Raw genomic sequence first — 17,854 nt, 5'->3', positions numbered from 1 at the left:
ATTAACAATAAAGTAATTTATGTCAGACACTGTTGATCCCCTAATTAATAAGCCTTATTACCACCTAATTACAGCCGTATTAAGTTTTCAGCATGTGATTGTTCTTTTTGTTGGAATTATAATCGCGCCTGCGATGGTAGCCCAGCTTTATGGGCTAGATTCTGGTGAAACACACTATCTCATATTCATGACAACAATCGGGGCTGGAATTTCGACACTTCTTCAGCCTTATAAATTCAAATATTTCGGACTTGGAATGCCCATGTTCATGGGGACATCCGGTGTGTTCATGTCATGCTCCGGCGCTGCTATAGGCTTGGGTGGGTTATCACTTTTTTCGTCATTGGCTCTTATGTCTGTTCCGTTTCAGATTCTGTTCAGTTATGGGATAAGATTCATGCGTCATATCCTTACTCCTACTGTCGGTGGTGTAATAATCATGCTCGCTATGGCCGGGTTGTTGAAAGATTCAGTGATGATATGGATAGGTTCAGGCATGGCAGAAGGAGAGACTGGCCTTTTGAGTATTATGGTAGGTGTGATGATCATAGTAATAATGATTTTTGTTGAGTGGTTCGGCAAAGACAAACTAAGGCCTTGGGGACTGTTTATGGGCCTTTCGGCAGGCATTCTTGTTGAAGTTTTAATAGACGGTATTGATTTTTCACAGGTTCAGGCTGTCCCTTGGATTGGTTTTCCTCCTATGCATTGGCCTAAATTCAGTTTTGATATTTCCAATCTAGGACATTGGGCTACATACTTTACTTTTATAGTTTCAGTGCAGGTTGCAAGTATCAAGTATGTGGGGGATGCTATGGCACTCCAAAGAGTGATTGATCAAAGACAGAGAAGAACTAATTTTAATGCCATTCAAGGTGGTCTATATTCACATAGCTTAGGTATAACTTTAACTTCTATTCTTGGCGGCATGCCATCCTCATCACATTCTTCTAATATACCGCTTATGGAAATTACCGGAATTGCCAGCAGAAAAGTTGCAACAGTATCAGCACTGATGCTTATAACCTTAATTCTATCGCCTAAAACCGCATACCTTTTTAATTCAATTCCCGGCGAAGTTATGGGGCCGGTAGGTGTTGTATTGGTGGCTCATCTTTTTTCAACAGGTATACGCATACTTGCTACAGATCTTGATTACCGAAATGGTGTAATAGCCGGACTGTCACTCTGCTTTGGTCTCATAGCCGAAAATGATTTGTTTTATCCTGAGGCTTTTCCGATATTTTTACGTCCTCTGACTACAAATGGTTTTGCTGTAGGTGGGTTGACTGCAATTGGATTAACAATACTTACACTCTTTAGTGTAAAACATTTTATCGTTTTTTTTGTAAAACCATCCTTTGAAGAAGTTGTGACCATGCGTAATAAAATTACATCATTTTCTGCGCGTGTCGGAATGAGTATTAAGCGTTCAAATTACCTTGAAATTGCCTGTGAAGAAATATTTGTCTATGCTCTTTCAGAGCTGGAACAGCTAGAAAATCAAGGTCTGATCAGATATAGAGTCCGTAACTTAAATACGAAAATAAGCGTAGAAATCTCTTTTGGAACTCGACTAGATGTTAATCTAGGACAACCGCAAAAAGCTACTTGCAACATTTATAAGATGAATGAAGAAGAACTTAAAAGTCTTGGCCTTATACTGCTCAGCAAAGTCGTAAATAATATAACTCATCAAAATATGGGTAATTATACATATATATGTTTTGACATACCAATAAAGTAGTTTGTTTTTACAAGCACAAAAGTGGGTACTTGTTGATATATATAAACCCTTAAAAAGGGAGAGCGGATATACCGCTCTCCCTTTTTTTTATGTAAGAGAGTGTCTTTTTTTATTATGGGTAGCCGTATGTGTTGTATTTGGGTTATAACCCTTGAGTCGGTTGTTATATCGCTGAAATTTCCCTCTATTTAAAGGAGAAGTATTATGCCTCGTGATAAAAGCTGGTATTGTAGCAGATTAGTTTTAATCGCTGTTATGTTTTGTTTTTTATTTGTAGCAGGTTGTTCAAAAAATGAAGTAACGATTCAAGATTCGATCTCAGTTGCGGAAGTTGAAAATGCGCAAAAGCAATGGGCGGATATGCTGATAAATGTCGGAGCGGTTCACTCTGATGGCGGAGATTATAAAAAAGCTGCGCAAAATCTGATTAATCAACTTTATGCGTATAATTATGAAGATGGAGTGGTGCTATTTAAGCCGACTAAGGCCAAAAAAAATCCATTTCGTAATTCAAAGGAAAGTGCTCTTTCCTATTTTGTAGGTGATAATTCAGAATATCTGGAAGATAAGGGATTTGCCTTGGCACCTTGGGTTGATATTAAATTTCATAATGATGAAATGTATATGCACGGTGATATGGCTATTGCCATGGGGGAATATATTTTTACTGACACAAAAGGGAATAGCGCAAAGGTTGAGTATACTTTTGGATATGTAAGGGATGAATCCGGGGTCTTAAAGATTGTTTTACATCACTCATCACTTCCGTATCAGGGCTGATTTTTTTTTAATAAGCTGATTATAAGTCGTATTTGAAGCTTGTAACTATTTATTATCATGGGTTAATAAGAAAAATGCACCTGTATTCTATATATAGGTGCATTTTGTTGCTTGTGTTCCCTAAAAAAATAAGTAGGATGTTCTTTCTTTTGATTGTTAAATCGAAATGTCCCTTTAAATGCACCAACTTGCTGACAATTCTTTCGGGAACAGTTTCTGAAAGGCATGAACTGGATTTCTGGAATACATGCTTTAGATTGTGGCGTTATGGTTTTCAAGGAGGCTCGGATGCCTGTTAAGTTTGCCGATCGGATGTCTACTGTCCACAGATCTTTCATTCGTGAAATACTCAAAGTCACTGAAGATACATCTATTATTTCTTTTGCTGGCGGTTTACCTAATCCGGAATTATTTCCTGTTGCTGATCTTGAAGCTGCCGCAGTTGGTGTTTTTCAAGATTCAGGACCACAGTCTCTACAGTACTCAACGACTGAAGGTTATCTTCCGCTGCGTGAATATATCGCTGCTCGCTATAAAGAAAAGAAGGGAATTGATGTCAGCCCTGATGAAATTCTCATTACTTCCGGTTCACAGCAGTGTCTAGATTTGCTTGGTAAAGTTCTTCTTAATGCCGGAGACAAGGTCATTATTGAGCGTCCCGGTTATCTTGGAGCAATTCAGTCTTTTTCAATGTTTCAGGCAGATTTTATTACTGTCAGCCTTGAAGAGGACGGCCCTGATCTTGCGGAACTGGAAGCTGCTTTAGATCAAGATAAGGTTAAAATGTTTTATGCTGTAACAAATTTCCAGAATCCTTCGGGATTGACCTATAGCGCCGAGAAAAGAGCAGGCGTCGCTAAGCTTATGAAAGGACGCGATACTCTGTTTATTGAAGATGATCCATACGGTGAACTCCGATTCAGGGGAGAATCTCATCCTCCTGTTGTTAGAGGGTACCTTGACGAAGGTGGAGTTTTACTTGGATCTTTCTCTAAGGTCGCGGCCCCCGGATTCAGGCTCGGCTGGATGGTTTGCGGCGGCGAAATGCGTGATAAACTGATTATTGCCAAGCAGGCTTCGGACTTGCACACCAGCACCTTTGCTCAGCGTGTAATGCATCGCTATCTTACTGATAATGTTTTGGATGATCATATAGAAAAGATCAAAGAACGTTATGGTAAACAGAGAGATGTTATGGTTGATAGTATCAAAAAATACTTTCCTGCCGAGGTTAAAATAACCGAGCCTGAAGGCGGAATGTTTTTGTGGGCGACTCTACCGGAATCTCTGTCTGCTATGGACTTTTTTGATGAGGCCATAAAAAATAAAGTTGCTTTTGTTCCCGGTCGTCCTTTCTATGTTGATGACAGCGGTGAAAATACTCTACGTCTTAATTTTTCAAATTCAGATGAAGAACGAATAGTTGAAGGAATTAAACGTTTAGGCGCAGGTTTAAAGGATTTTATTGCCAGAGCCTAATATGATGCTTAGTTTATTGGGGTAGTTATTAATGAGGTACAGGTTTTATAGTCTGTACCTCTTTTTTCAAGCAAGAAATAAAGTGATTACCCCCTTATTTTGAAAGTAATACCATTCTTCTAATTCTTTTTAGAAGTTAATTGCAAATCAGAGGTACGATCATGTCAGAACATGTAGTTGTCATAGGTGCTGTAGCCCTTGGGCCTAAAGCGGCTTGCCGTTTTAAACGACTCAGACAGGATGCCAAAGTAACACTCATCGATAGAGATGATGTTTTTTCTTACGGCGGTTGCGGAATTCCTTACTTTGTCTCAGGTGATGTTTCGGAAGCAAGTGCTCTCCGTGCCACTGCCTTTCATATGGTGAGGGATGAACCATTTTTCAGAGATATCAAAGGTGTTGATGTTCTTTCCAGCACGGAAGCCACCAAAATTGATCGCGATAAAAAGCAGGTTCATATCACGAACTTGAAAACGGGCGATAAGAGTGTGCTTGATTATGATCAATTAGTAATCGGTACCGGAGCTACTCCCCGTAAATTAAATCTTCCGGGTGAAAATCTGGAAAATGTATATTACGTCGGTAATATGCACGATGCCGAAATGATTAAACAAGGCATCACTCAGGGCAAGTTCGGTAAAGCCGTTGTTGTCGGTGCTGGATTTATCGGCCTTGAGATGGCGGATGCTTTTTCTGATATGTGGGGAATTGAAACAACCGTTGTTGAAATTTTCGATCAAATTCTACCCCGCATGGTCAGTCCTGTGCTTGCTAAGATGGGTCAGAATCATATGCAGGAGCAGGGCGTTGAATTTAAACTCGGACAGACAGTAACCCGTATTGAGGGTGACGGCAAAGTTGAGCGGGTTGTAACTTCTGACGGTACGATAGAAGCTGATATAGTAATTATTTCAGCCGGCGTTCTTCCTAATGACAAACTTGCACGCGAGTGTGGACTTGATTGCAGCGAGCGCGGTGGAATTCTTGTTGATGAAACTATGCGCACTTCCGATCCTGATATTTTTTCAGGCGGTGACTGTGTTATAATTAAAAATGCTGTTGATGATTCTCCTTTCTATCTGCCCATGGGGTCCATGGCTAACAGACAGGGACGTGTTATCGGTGGTAATCTTGCGGGACGCAATGAAGCTTTTCCTGCCGCTGCCGGATCGTTTGTTGTTAAACTTTTCGAAAAATCTATCGCGGGTACCGGTTTAAGTCTTGCTTCTGCTAAACAGGCTGGCTTTGATGCTGTCAGTGTAATGCTGATCATGGCTGACAGAGCTCATTTTTATCCTGTTAAGGATATGATGATTCTGGAAATGACAGTTGATAAATCCACTCGCCGGGTACTTGGATTGCAAGGTTATGCCTCCAGCGGAGATGCAATGGTCGGACGTATCAATGCTGTGGCCGGTATGATGAAATTTAAGCCTACCATCGAAGATGTAAGCAATCTTGAAGTAGCTTATTCTCCGCCTTTCGCTTCAGCAATGGACGTGCTTAACGCCATCGCAAATATGGCGGATAACGCTCTTGCCGGCATGAATTACGGACATGGCCCTGATGTTTTTGCTAAGTACTGGGCTGAACGAGAATGCAGTGATTACTGTTTCCTTGATGTTCGCGAACACGCAGACGCGGAACCGTTTCTCGAGAAGTATCCCGAGTATTGGCACAATATCCCTCAGGGTGAAATTCCTGCCCGCTTCAAAGAACTTCCAAAAGATAAGAAGATTGTTCTTGTCTGTAATACGGGTGGTCGCTCATACGAAGCTCAAGTTATGCTTCATGGGCTGGGTTTTGATGAAGTTCTGAATACTCAGGGCGGCATGGCTGTAATTAAAGCTTGGGGTGTCGATATCTAGTTGTCTTCTTGAATTAAATTCTATCAAAAAAAAATTAATTCGTTATTAATCAGGTTCAAGGCTTAAGTGTCACTATTTGACGCTTCTGTCTTGAACCTTTTTTATATTAAAAATTAAAATCGCTCAATTAATGAGTGCCTTGAAAAGTATTGTACAGTTGTTTGTTTAGGATTCATTATTGCTATACAAATCTATTTGCTATAATATAAGAAAAATTTAAGTGATTTTTGGTATTTTTTATAAATTAATTCAAAAACGGGAACGGTTGAAGCGAGGGGTTATGAGGTTTCTTATTATTGATGACGATGAAACCGTCCATATGTATCTGACGCAACTTTTGTCACCATATGCTCGTTGTGAAGCTGTGTTTAACGGAACAGAAGCTCTGGATATCTTTAAGAAAGCTGTTGAGGATAATGATCCGTTTGATACGGTTTTTATGGATATCCTGATGCCGGAAATGGATGGACACGCTGCGACAAAAAAACTTCGCGATTTTGAGGTCCAACTGGGGATTGAAGGGCCTGATGAATTCAAACTTGTTATGATTACTTGTCTTAACGATACTAAAAATGTGAGTCAGGCCTTTTTTAAGGGTTACGCAAGCTGTTATATAGTGAAGCCTTTCAGCAAGGTTAGAGTTTTAAATGAACTACGCGAAAATAATATTTTATAATTTAAAATGTATTTAATATATAAGTGCGGTCGGTATTTTTGATCGTATTTTTTTTGTGTTGATTATAGTTGTTTTTGTTAAGCCTTCGGCACATTGTCTATCTGCGGATGACTGGAACAATGTCGTAATACATATTTGTTCTTAAGTTGATTGTAATAAAAAATATGAATTCAAAATTAGGAGATTAATAATGATTGCAAAGAAGATCACCACATTTTTTCTGTGTACCTTGATGGCCTTGTCTCTTTCAGGTTGCGGCGCGGTTTTACTCGGCGGAGCAGCAGCAGGTGGAACTTACGCCTATGTAGCAGGTCAGGCAAAACGCCAATATAATGCCAATTTAAGCTCTACTTATCAGGCGACATTGAAAGCTTGTCAGGGACTCGGTTTAAAAATTGAGAGTAATGAAAAGAGGATAAGTGACGCATCTATTAAAGCTATTGATGTTGACACTACAATATACATTGACATGAAGAGCATTTCTTCCAGAGTTACTGAAGTTTCAGTCAGGTATGGTATGTTAGGTGATGAGCAGGCTTCATCAAGAATTCTTTCAAGGATTAAGAGTAATTTGTAGGTTTATTTATTTTTTGTAATAATTAAAGCACACTTGAGTACATCAAGTGTGCTTTTTTTTATGTAGATCGAATAATATTGGCAAAAGAAATCCCCCTTCTTGATCAGCAAATTCAAAAGGGGGGACTTTTTATCAGCTCTAATAGCTTAATGTTTTTTTGTTGTCGATTTTTTTTCATGCTGATTTAGTGTTCCTTGCAGATTCCATCTGATGAAAATCAGCATTCATAATATTTGCCCTGTCATCCTGATGAACATTCCAGTTTTCATTTGTGAGTACGAATATTTCACATTTTTTCTGAATTGTTTTGACCTTTGGGTCAACCTTGGTGCTAATCTTTTTCTGTGGAGTTGGGATTAGTGTTGTTTTTTTCATAAGTCCTCCCTTTGCTGAATGGTTATATCTTTATATTTAGAATATAACTCTTCTGAGGTTGCAAGACAATGCCTATTTAAAATAAAATAGCATGAAAGCAAAATCTATCTGTAATACTTAGCAATATAATAATTTAGTTAATGTGCTAAAATAATGTGATAAATTTAAAAACAGATAATAAAGATTAGTAATTACAACGAGTTTTAATTGTCATTTTTAGCATTATCTTTACTAATGGCTGCATAGGACTTGTTATTTGTTTTTCGGATTTTTTTAAGCTGTTGGGGTACTCTAAGGTATTAGGATGGCTATTGCGGTATAGTTTTTGTATGGTAGTAAAAGTTGAAATTAATTTTCAGCTGCTTCTAATATTTAAATAAACCGGAGAGCAATACAAGTGAGATATTTAGTCACTGCATTTGCACTATTTATACTGATTTTTTCAGCGACGTTATCCATAGCGGAAAGTGAGAAAAGAAATGTTCTTTTTCTCAATTCTTATCAGAATGGCTACGCATGGTCAGATGATATTCTGGATGGTGTCAGAGAAGTTTTAAATGATAGCAATCTGAATATTGATCTGCATATTGAATATATGGATACAAAGCGGTTTAAGGGTGAAGAATTTATGGAAATTCTGCATTCTTATTATGCTTTCAAGTATAAAGGTTACAATTTGTCGGCGATTATTGTTTCGGATAATGCGGCGTTGAATTTTATGCTTAAATATCAGGATACTTTTTTTTCTGATGTTCCGGTTCTTTTTTGCGGTATTAATGATTTTAAACCCGATCTTATCAAAGGAAAGAATAACTATGGCGGAGTTCTCGAAAATCCGGATATTGAAGCCAATGTAAACCTTGCTCTGACGTTTAATCATGACATTAAGAAAGTTACAGTTGTCGGAGATAATTCCGTAACATCACGGGCAATAGTTCATCAGATAGAAACAGCTGCACCGCTGTTCGCCGGCCGGTTAACCTTTGAATATTGGAATGATCTCACCTTGGCTGAACTGCTCAAAAGGTCTCGTGGCATGGATCGCAATGAGATTCTTCTTTTTACTCCTTTTTATAAAGGAGCTCACGGTGAATTATACACAGCGGAAGAAGTCCTTCAAATTATATCAGATAACTCTCCGGTTATGGTTTTCAGCGTATGGGAGTTTCTTCTTGGACATGGCATAGTGGGGGGGAAACTTCTTTCGGGGCAGGATCAAGGACGGCAGGCCGCTAAAATGGCTGTCGAGGTCTTGCAGACAGGTCAGATGCCTGGACAGAAAGTTGTTTTGGGTACGAATGAATATTATATGTTCGATTATAATGTCCTGAAAAAGTTCAATATAGATCAAAAACTTTTGCCCGAAGACAGCATTATTATTAATGGGCCAGACTATTTCTATAAGCTGAACAAACAGGTGTTCTGGACAATTATAGTTTCCTTGTTTGTGCTCAGTATTATTTTAATTTTTCTGGTTATTTCTATTTTACAGCGCAGAAGGGTTGAAAAAAGAATTAAGGCACAGTTGTCTTTTCAGGAAATTCTTATGGATACCATACCTCTACAAATTTGCTGGAAAGATAAAAGTCAGCGGTATCTCGGGGCAAACAGCTCCTTTACTGATTTCTTTGAAATGGGTTCTCCCTCGGCAATCATCGGTTTGGATGATTCCGTACTCAAGCCTGACAAAGAGTTTGCAGAGGAAGCCGCGAAATGGGATAAGCAAGTTATTGAAACAGGGAAACAGCGTTTACGCATCAGCTGGGCAATGATGCGTGAAGGTGGTGATGCTGTTTGGTTGGATATTAATAAGGTTCCACTTTATAATGAAAAAGGGGATGTTGTAGGAACTCTTTCAACGGCTCAGGATGTTACGCGCAGAGTTAATCTTGAAAAGCAACTTCTTCAATCGCAAAAGATGGAAGCAATCGGGACTCTTGCCGGTGGTATTGCTCATGATTTCAATAACATCCTTACCTCCATCATAAATTCGGTTGAACTTGCGATGAATGACGTGAAAGAAGGCACCATCACTTGGAAAGATTTAGATCGAGCTGTAAAAGCCGCTCAGCGCGGAAGCCGTGTTGTTAAGCAGATTTTGACGTTCAGCCGTCCTTCACAGGAAGGCTTTAAACCTACAGATATTAGCGATGTAGTTCGCGAAACTGTCGATTTTATTAAAGCTTCCCTGCCAAGAAATATTCGTGTCACCGCGAATGTTTCTGAGGATGTCCCGTTAATCATGGCTGATCCTACTCAGATTCATCAGGTAATAATGAATCTGTGTACCAATTCCTTTCAGTCTATCAGGGATAGTGGGGGGCAAATTGAGGTTTCTCTTAAAACTGTAGATGTTGATGATGAACAGGGACAGTTTATGCGAGTTAAATCAGGTAAATATCTTAAACTCGCAATTTCAGATAATGGTCCGGGAATTCCTGTGGAAATACTGGATAAGATTTTTGATCCATTTTTTACGACCAAAGGTAAAGCTGAGGGAACCGGGCTTGGACTCGCAGTTGTTCACGGGTTAATAAAGGGACATGGTGGCGGTACAAGTGTACACAGTTCTCCTAATGTTAAAACAAGTTTCGAAATATATCTGCCTGTTACAAGTCAAATTAGAAATTTGGATAATAAAAGTTATGGCCCTTTGCACTTAGGGCAGGAAAGTATACTTTTTGTTGAAGATGATGAAGATCAGCTCGAAACGACACCTAGGATATTGGAAAGTCTCGGATATACCGTTAAAGCTCTATCTTCACCTGCTGAGGCGTTCAAACTAATCAGTGCTGATCCTCATAAATTTGATTTGGTCATAACTGATTATGATATGCCGGAAACTAACGGTTTGGAGCTTGCCAAAGATATTCAGAATGTTGCACCGTTTGTTCCGGTTCTCATTGTCTCAGGGAGAAGGAACTTCTTAAACTTCGCGTCTGAAGTAAAAAATGTCAGGAAAGTTCTAATGAAACCATACAGTAAGAACATAATTGCGGATGCTATTAGAGAAGTTCTATTGTCCACGGAGAAAAATGATGGGTAGAATTCTTATAATAGATGACGATGTGCAGGTTTGCGAAACAATTGAAAGTCTTATTGTCCGATCGGGTCACGAAGGAAATTATGCTCATACTTTGTCCAGCGGTATGGATAAAGTTGAGAGAGTTGCCTTTGATCTCGTTTTTTTAGATATTTCTTTACCGGATGGAAACGGGCTGGATTTTCTGCCGCGCATAAAGGGCTCATCAGGTTCTCCGGAAGTTATTATTCTTACCGGAAAGGGTGATGATGACGGTGCGGAACTCGCTATACAGGGCGGGGCATGGGATTTCCTTGTTAAACCCTCATCAATTAAGCAGATATCTCTTTCCATGAGCAGGGCTTTGGCTTTTCACAACGAGAAGAAAAATAAAGCTCAACGGGTCGCCCTTAATTTAGACAATATTGTCGGTAAAAGTCCCGAAATAAAAAGTTGTTATGACCTTGTAGCCCATGCGGCAGGCTCTGATGCAAACGTGCTGGTAACGGGTGAAACCGGTACAGGTAAAGAGCTTTTCGCCCGTACAATTCATGATAACTCCAGACGCGCACAAAATAATTTTATTGTTGTGGATTGTGCTTCGCTTACCGAAAATCTTGTTGAAAGCACTTTGTTTGGACATAAGCGGGGATCGTTCACAGGAGCGCAGGCAGACCGTAAAGGGCTAGTTCCTTTAGCAGATAAAGGCACTCTGGTTCTTGACGAAGTAGGGGAGATGTCTCTTTCCGTGCAGAAATCTTTTTTGAGGGTTTTGCAGGAAAGAACGTATCGTCCAGTCGGAGAAAATAGAGAATTTAAAAGTGATTTCAGGTTGATAGCTGCTACCAATAGAGATCTTGAGGCGATGGTTGCCAAGGGCGAATTTCGTCAGGATCTTTTATACCGCATCCAGACTATTCATATCACTTTGCCGCCGTTAAGGGATAGAAGCGGTGACATACTGGAACTTACTGATTTTCATTTGAGAAGGCTCCGCACTCAGTATGGAGTCCCTCCCAAAGTTGCCAATTCTGATTTTTATGATGTTTTAGAAAATTATGATTGGCCCGGTAACGTCCGCCAATTGTTCAATGTGGTAGAGCAGGCTTTTATTGCATGTGGTAGTGGGAATACTATTTATGCCATGCATTTATCAGATAATTTACGAATTAAAATGGCAAAATCTAATCTGAAAAAAATTGAATCCGTTGTAACTAGTGATCAAGGACGACTGGATTACGAAACAATGGAAGAGTCTGAAAAAGTGGACAAGTCAATTGATTCTGCTGTTTCAGCGACGGTTTCAGATCTTTTTTTGAGTGAATTGCCATCTTTAAAAGTTTTTAAGGGACTTGCGGAGAAAAGGTATCTTGAAGAACTATTAACTAGATATAGTGGAGAAACGTCTGTTATATTGGGTGTTTCTGGTCTTTCTCGTTCGCATTTTTATGCTTTGCTTAAAAAATATGAGATTAGTTATTAGTTAATAAAATATAATGTGAGCATTGGTCCGTTTTTTAGGACAAGCCCTGTCTGGTTTTTAAGACAGGGCTTTTTTTGTTTCTTTATAGGTGGTTACAGATTTATTAGGTAGATAGATGTGATTATATGGCAGTTTATAAATGTTTTTTTTCGTTATTAATCATTTTCTTGTCTTGTTTTTAGGACTGAGAACGGGTGGCTATTCTCGGTATAAGCTAATTTGTATTTTAACTATCTGTTTATATTGACTTTTGTTGAATATTTCATATTTGGCATAAAATTTGAGTAGGGGTTAGTTGAGTATTCAATCTTATGCCTGCATTCAGGCTCAAAACAAAGTCTAAACTCGATGAGGTTGTTTCATCAAATCTCTAAGGAGCGAAATTAATGGCTAAAATTATGAAGACAATGGATGGAAACACTGCAACTGCACACGTAGCATATGCTATGAGTGATACCGCAGCCATCTATCCCATTACCCCATCATCCACCATGGGTGAAGTTGCTGAAGAATGGGCAGCACAGGGCCGCAAAAACATTTTCGGTCAGGTTTTAAATGTAAAGCAGCTTCAGTCTGAAGCAGGTGCCGCCGGAGCTGTTCATGGCGCTCTTGCTGCAGGGGCTCTTACATCAACTTACACAGCGTCGCAGGGTCTCCTGCTGATGATTCCTAACATGTACAAGATTTCCGGTGAGCTTCTCCCCGGTGTTTTTCATGTTTCTGCCCGTGCTCTTGCAGCGCAGGCCCTTTCTATTTTCGGGGATCATCAAGACGTAATGGCTTGTCGTCAGACAGGTTTTGCAATGTTGGCATCAAGTTCTGTACAGGAATGTATGGACATTGCACTTATTTCTCATCTTGCTTCAATTGAGTCCAGTGTACCTTTCATGCATTTCTTTGACGGATTCCGTACTTCTCATGAAATCCAGAAGGTTGAAGTCATTGATTATGAAGATATGGCAGCACTCATGGACTGGGAAGCTGTTGCGAATTTCCGCGCCAGAGGTATGAGTCCTGAGAATCCGTCTATTCGCGGAACAGCTCAGAACCCGGATATTTATTACCAGACACGTGAAGCTTGTAATCCTTACTACGAGCAGGTTCCTTCAGTAGTCGTTAAGTGCATGAAGAGAGTCGGTGATCTCACCGGTCGTTACTACAAGCCTTTCGATTATGTAGGACATCCTGAAGCTGAAAGAGTTATTGTTGCAATGGGTTCCGGTTGTGAAGCAATCGAAGAAGTCATCAACCACCTGATTGCTCAGGGCGAAAGAATCGGACTTGTTAAAGTTCGCATGTATCGTCCTTTCATTTCTGAATACTTCATGCAGGTTCTTCCTGCTACTACCACAAATATCACTGTTCTTGATCGTACAAAAGAGCCTGGCGCTCTTGGTGATCCTTTGTATCAGGATATTTGTACTGCTTTCATGGAACGCGGTGAAGCTCCTGTTATTACTGCCGGTCGTTACGGTCTCGGTTCTAAGGAATTCACTCCTAGCATGGTCAAGGCTGTTTTCGACAACATGAAAGCAACCGGTCCTAAGAACCACTTCAACGTTGGAATCGAAGATGACGTAGCTCACACATCACTTGATATGGGTGCTTCTCTCGATACAACTCCTGAAGGAACTGTACAGTGTAAGTTCTGGGGACTCGGAGCTGACGGAACTGTCGGTGCTAATAAGCAGGCTATTAAAATCATCGGTGACAACACTGATATGTACGCACAGGGATACTTCGCTTACGACTCTAAGAAGTCCGGCGGTATCACCATGTCTCACTTGCGTTTCGGTGACAAACCGATTCAGTCCACCTACTTGGTAACAAGCGCGGACTTCATTGCTTGTCATAACTCAAGCTATGTTCACCTTTATGACCTTCTTGAAGGCATTAAAGATGGCGGAACTTTCCTTATCAACTCACCTTGGTCCGCAGAAGATATGGAAAAAGAACTTCCAGCTTCCATGCGCCGCACCATTGCTGAAAAGAACCTTAAGTTCTTCACAATAGACGCTGTTAAAATCGCTGCGGCTGCAGGTCTTGGTGGTCGTATTAATATGATCATGCAGACTGCATTCTTCAAGCTTTCCAGCGTAATTCCTTTTGAGCAGGCTGTTGCTTTGCTTAAGGAATCCATCAAAAAAGCTTACGGTAAGAAAGGCGACAAGATTGTTAATATGAACAATGCCGCAGTCGATCAGGCTGTCGCAAACCTTGTCGAAGTTACCTATCCTGATTCTTGGAAAGACCTCACTGATACAGAAGAGACCGTCACAGATGAACCAGACTTCATTACTGATGTTGTTCGTCCTATATTGGGCCAAAAAGGGGATAACCTGCCTGTTTCCGCTTTTGAGCCAGACGGTCTCTTCCCTCTTTCCACTTCTCAGTTTGAAAAACGCGGCGTAGCAGTTAATGTTCCGCAGTGGCTTCCTGAAAACTGTATTCAGTGTAACCAGTGTGCATTTGTTTGTCCGCACGCTGCAATCCGTCCTGTTCTTGCTGCTGAGGAAGAGCTGGAAGGAGCACCTGAAAGTTTTGTAACTATTGCTGCCAAAGGTAAAGAACTCAGCGGCCTTAAGTATCGCATGCAGATTTATTCTCAGGATTGTCTGGGTTGCGGTAACTGTGTTGATATCTGTCCTGCAAAGGAAACAGCATTGGTTATGAAACCTCTTGCAACTCAGACTCCGACTGAAATTCCTAACCTTACTTTTGCTCAGACTATTCCTGAAAAAGATGACCTGGTCAGCAGATCTTCCGTTAAAGGAAGTCAGTTCCAGCGTCCTCTTATGGAATTCTCCGGTGCATGCGCCGGTTGTGGTGAGACTCCCTACGTTAAAGCTCTCACCCAGCTGTTCGGCGAACGTATGATCATTGCAAACGCAACAGGTTGTTCTTCAATCTGGGGTGCATCTGCTCCGACTACTCCTTACTGCACAAACAAGAACGGTCATGGTCCTGCATGGGGCAACTCACTGTTTGAAGATGCTGCAGAGTTCGGTTTCGGTATCGAAATGGGTATTTCGCATCGCCGCGAAAAACTTGCAGACCTCGTAACTGAAGCTATCAGCGAAGGAGTTCCTGCCGAGCTGGAAGAAGCAATGCAGGGATGGTTGGACAACCGCAAGAACGCTGCTCTCTCAGAAGAGTTCGGTAAAAAGGTTCTTCAAAATCTTTTCGCTGCTCCTCAGACAGATCTTCTATTCGAAATTGCTGACATGGAAGAATTGTTCACTAAGAAGTCCTTCTGGGTCTTCGGTGGTGACGGTTGGGCATATGACATCGGTTTCGGCGGCGTGGATCACGTCCTTGCATCCGGTGAAGATATCAATATCTTCGTAATGGATACCGAAGTTTACTCAAACACCGGTGGTCAGGCTTCTAAAGCAACACCGCTCGGATCCATCGCTAAGTTTGCCGCTTCCGGTAAAAGCACAGGTAAAAAAGACCTTGGTCGCATCGCGATGACCTACGGTTATGTATATGTTGCCTGCGTTTCCATGGGAGCTAACAAACAGCAGTTCCTGAAAGCTGTTCAGGAAGCTGAAGCATACCCTGGTCCTTCTTTGATCATCGCGTACGCGCCTTGTATCAACCAGGGAATCAGAAAGGGTATGGGTAAAACTCAGCTTGAAATGAAGTTGGCTGTAGATAGCGGTTACTGGCCTCTATATCGCTACAATCCGCTTCTTGCTGATGAAGGTAAGAATCCTTTTATACTTGAATCTAAAGCTCCTGACGGAACAATGCAGGAATTCATGGCTGGTGAAAACCGTTACGGATTGTTGGAACGTACCAACCCAGAAGCATCAAAAGAATATCGTGCGAAAATTGAGAAAGATTACAACGAACGCTACGGTATTTTAAAATATATGGCTGACGCTGGTTCCAGCGAAAGCAAATAAAAACCCTACCGTTTGCAGGCGGGCAACTCTTAGTCCGCCTGCAAACACCCCTTTTTCTGAGTCATTGAAGGTGTTTCGTAGAAGGTTGGGGGGAGTCATTTAAAAGACTTTAAAAAAATGAGATTTTATTATGCATATGTGGTACGATGAAGCTGTTTCATCAAAGCATAGTAACAAACTTCGATTTTTTCTGCTTAAGGAGGAAACATGACTGTAGGAATTCTAGCTCTTGTAGCACTCGTTCCGATTGCTCTTGCCTTGGTTTTAATGGTTGGTATGCGTTGGCCTGCAACTAAAGCAATGCCGGTTGCATGGTTATCCTGTGCTGTTGGCGCAATCGCTGTCTGGAATCTTCCAGCTGCTTATGTTGCTGCGCTTACTTTGCAAGGTTTTGTAACTGCAACTGGTATTTTGATCATTGTTTTCGGTGCTATTATCATTCTGTATACGCTGAAATATAGTGGTGGTATGGAAACCATTCAGTATGGTTTTCAGGGAATCACTCGTGACCCGCGTATTCAGGTTTTGATTATCGGTTACATGTTTGCCGCATTTATTGAAGGCGCAGCAGGGTTCGGTACTCCGGCAGCTCTCGCCGCACCGCTCCTTTTAAGTCTCGGCTTCCCGCCACTCGCAGCTGTTGTTATGTGTCTGGTTTTCAACTCCTTCCCGGTAACGTTCGGAGCTGTTGGAACACCTGTTATCATTGGTTTCAAGTACCTCACCGGACTTGTAGACACAGCAGTCGCTACCGGCGCTCCCGGTGTTAATTTCAGCTCAATGGAAATGTTTGATAAGTTGGTCAGTCAGTGGGCAACTTTGATGCATCTTCCTATGATCTACATCCTGCCTATCTTTATGCTCGGTTTTATGACCAGATACTTCGGTAAGAATCGTTGCTGGAGTGAAGGTTTCGGAGCATGGAAATTCTGTTTGTTCTCTTCAACTGCATTCTCAGTTCCCTACCTTTTGACTGCATGGCTTGTAGGACCAGAATTCCCATCTCTCATCGGTGGTCTTGTCGGTCTTGGTGTTATCATTGTCGGAGCTAAAAACGGTTTCTGTATGCCTTCCACTTCATGGTCTTTCGGACCGATGTCTGAGTGGGATGCTGAATGGACCGGTTCTGTTTCTGCTGAAAACGGCGGAGAATTCAAAGCTCACATGAGCCAGTTCCGTGCATGGATTCCGTATGTTCTTATCGGTTTGATCCTTGTTGTTACCCGTATTCCTGAACTCGGTCTTAAGGGCATGCTTGCCGGTGTATCTATTCCTTTCAAAAACATTCTTGGTTTTGAAAGTGTAAATGCTTCTATTAAATATCTATATCTCCCAGGTACTATTCCTTTTGCTCTTGTAGCTATCCTTACTATCTTCATTCACAGAATTCCCGGTGATAAAGCTGCTCTTGCTTGGAAAGAAGCTATCGCTAAGATGAAGAGCCCTACAATTGCATTGTTCTTCGCTGTCTCAATCGTTTCCATCTTTAAGGGTTCCGGTATTGTTGATGCGGCTCTTAATCCTAACAACTACTTGTCCATGCCTCTTGCATTGGCAGAAACTGTTTCCGGTCTTGCCGGTCAGACATGGCCTATGTTTGCATCCTTTGTTGGTGGACTCGGTTCTTTCATCACAGGTTCAAACACTGTTTCCGATCTTCTGTTTGCAGAATTCCAGTGGGGCGTAGCTTCAACTCTGAATCTGCCTCATCAGATTATCGTTGCAGCACAGGGCGTCGGTGGAGCAATGGGTAACATGATTTGTATCCATAACATCGTTGCCGGTTGTGCGGTTGTCGGATTGTCCGGCATGGAAGGCGCTATTCTTAGACGTACTGTATGGCCTTTCCTGCTTTACGGTCTTGTTGTCGGCATCGTTGCATGTCTCATGTCCTTCGTGTTTTTACCTCACCTGTTCTAGTTTGATTTAATATCCC

At 41.2% G+C, this 17,854-nt stretch carries 11 protein-coding genes; 10 read left to right on the top strand and 1 reads right to left on the bottom strand.

All coding sequences use genetic code 11. The annotated features are described in order from the left end of the window. Positions 1-19 precede the first annotated feature (19 nt). The 6 genes from JEY82_RS05380 (at position 20) to JEY82_RS05355 (ending at position 7,127) form a co-directional block, all read left to right on the top strand. Positions 20-1,747, top strand: a complete 1,728-nt coding sequence (locus JEY82_RS05380; RefSeq protein WP_304083443.1) for a uracil-xanthine permease family protein — start codon at positions 20-22, stop codon at positions 1,745-1,747. 204 nt (positions 1,748-1,951) lie between these two features. After that, entirely contained in the window at positions 1,952-2,527 is a 576-nt protein-coding gene (locus JEY82_RS05375; protein WP_304083440.1) for a hypothetical protein, read from the top strand. A gap of 288 nt (positions 2,528-2,815) precedes the next feature. Next, complete coding sequence (locus tag JEY82_RS05370) at positions 2,816-4,006, top strand: PLP-dependent aminotransferase family protein (RefSeq protein WP_304083437.1); 1,191 nt, start codon at positions 2,816-2,818, stop codon at positions 4,004-4,006. A 161-nt stretch (positions 4,007-4,167) separates the two neighbouring features. Further along, on the top strand, positions 4,168-5,874 hold the full coding sequence (locus JEY82_RS05365) for an FAD-dependent oxidoreductase (RefSeq protein ID WP_304083434.1): 1,707 nt from the start codon (positions 4,168-4,170) through the stop codon (positions 5,872-5,874). Between the two features lie 280 nt (positions 5,875-6,154). Beyond that, positions 6,155-6,550: a response regulator gene (locus JEY82_RS05360; RefSeq protein ID WP_304083431.1), complete on the top strand. Its 396-nt coding sequence runs from the start codon at positions 6,155-6,157 to the stop codon at positions 6,548-6,550. A gap of 190 nt (positions 6,551-6,740) precedes the next feature. Further along, positions 6,741-7,127 carry a DUF3568 family protein gene (locus JEY82_RS05355; RefSeq protein WP_092160769.1) on the top strand — a complete coding sequence of 129 codons (387 nt, stop codon included), beginning with the start codon at positions 6,741-6,743 and terminating at the stop codon, positions 7,125-7,127. A 174-nt stretch (positions 7,128-7,301) separates the two neighbouring features. Here the strand turns inward: JEY82_RS05355 and JEY82_RS05350 are convergent, their stop codons facing one another. After that, on the bottom strand, positions 7,302-7,502 hold the full coding sequence (locus JEY82_RS05350; protein WP_304083427.1) for a hypothetical protein: 201 nt from the start codon (positions 7,500-7,502) through the stop codon (positions 7,302-7,304). A 397-nt stretch (positions 7,503-7,899) separates the two neighbouring features. Between JEY82_RS05350 and JEY82_RS05345 the strand changes: the two genes are divergently transcribed. The 4 genes from JEY82_RS05345 to JEY82_RS05330 all read left to right on the top strand — a co-directional run bounded on the left by JEY82_RS05345 (position 7,900) and on the right by JEY82_RS05330 (position 17,838). After that, positions 7,900-10,548: an ATP-binding protein gene (locus tag JEY82_RS05345; protein WP_304083425.1), complete on the top strand. Its 2,649-nt coding sequence runs from the start codon at positions 7,900-7,902 to the stop codon at positions 10,546-10,548. Further along, the gene (locus JEY82_RS05340) at positions 10,541-12,007 is read left to right on the top strand and encodes a sigma-54 dependent transcriptional regulator (RefSeq protein WP_304083422.1); all 1,467 of its coding nucleotides are present in this window, start codon (positions 10,541-10,543) and stop codon (positions 12,005-12,007) included. The genes JEY82_RS05345 and JEY82_RS05340 overlap by 8 nt, the downstream gene beginning before the upstream one ends. 386 nt (positions 12,008-12,393) lie before the next feature. After that, positions 12,394-15,918 (top strand): pyruvate:ferredoxin (flavodoxin) oxidoreductase, encoded by a 3,525-nt coding sequence (gene nifJ / locus JEY82_RS05335; RefSeq protein ID WP_304083420.1) that lies wholly within the window; start codon positions 12,394-12,396, stop codon positions 15,916-15,918. A gap of 207 nt (positions 15,919-16,125) precedes the next feature. Further along, on the top strand, positions 16,126-17,838 hold the full coding sequence (locus JEY82_RS05330) for an L-lactate permease (protein ID WP_304083417.1): 1,713 nt from the start codon (positions 16,126-16,128) through the stop codon (positions 17,836-17,838). Positions 17,839-17,854: the final 16 nt, after the last annotated feature.

It is taken from the genome of Maridesulfovibrio ferrireducens, from assembly GCF_016342405.1.
Lineage (GTDB): Bacteria > Desulfobacterota > Desulfovibrionia > Desulfovibrionales > Desulfovibrionaceae > Maridesulfovibrio > Maridesulfovibrio ferrireducens_A.
The sequence above is the reverse complement of the archived record's forward strand: the minus strand, read 5'-3'. Positions and strand labels throughout refer to the sequence as shown.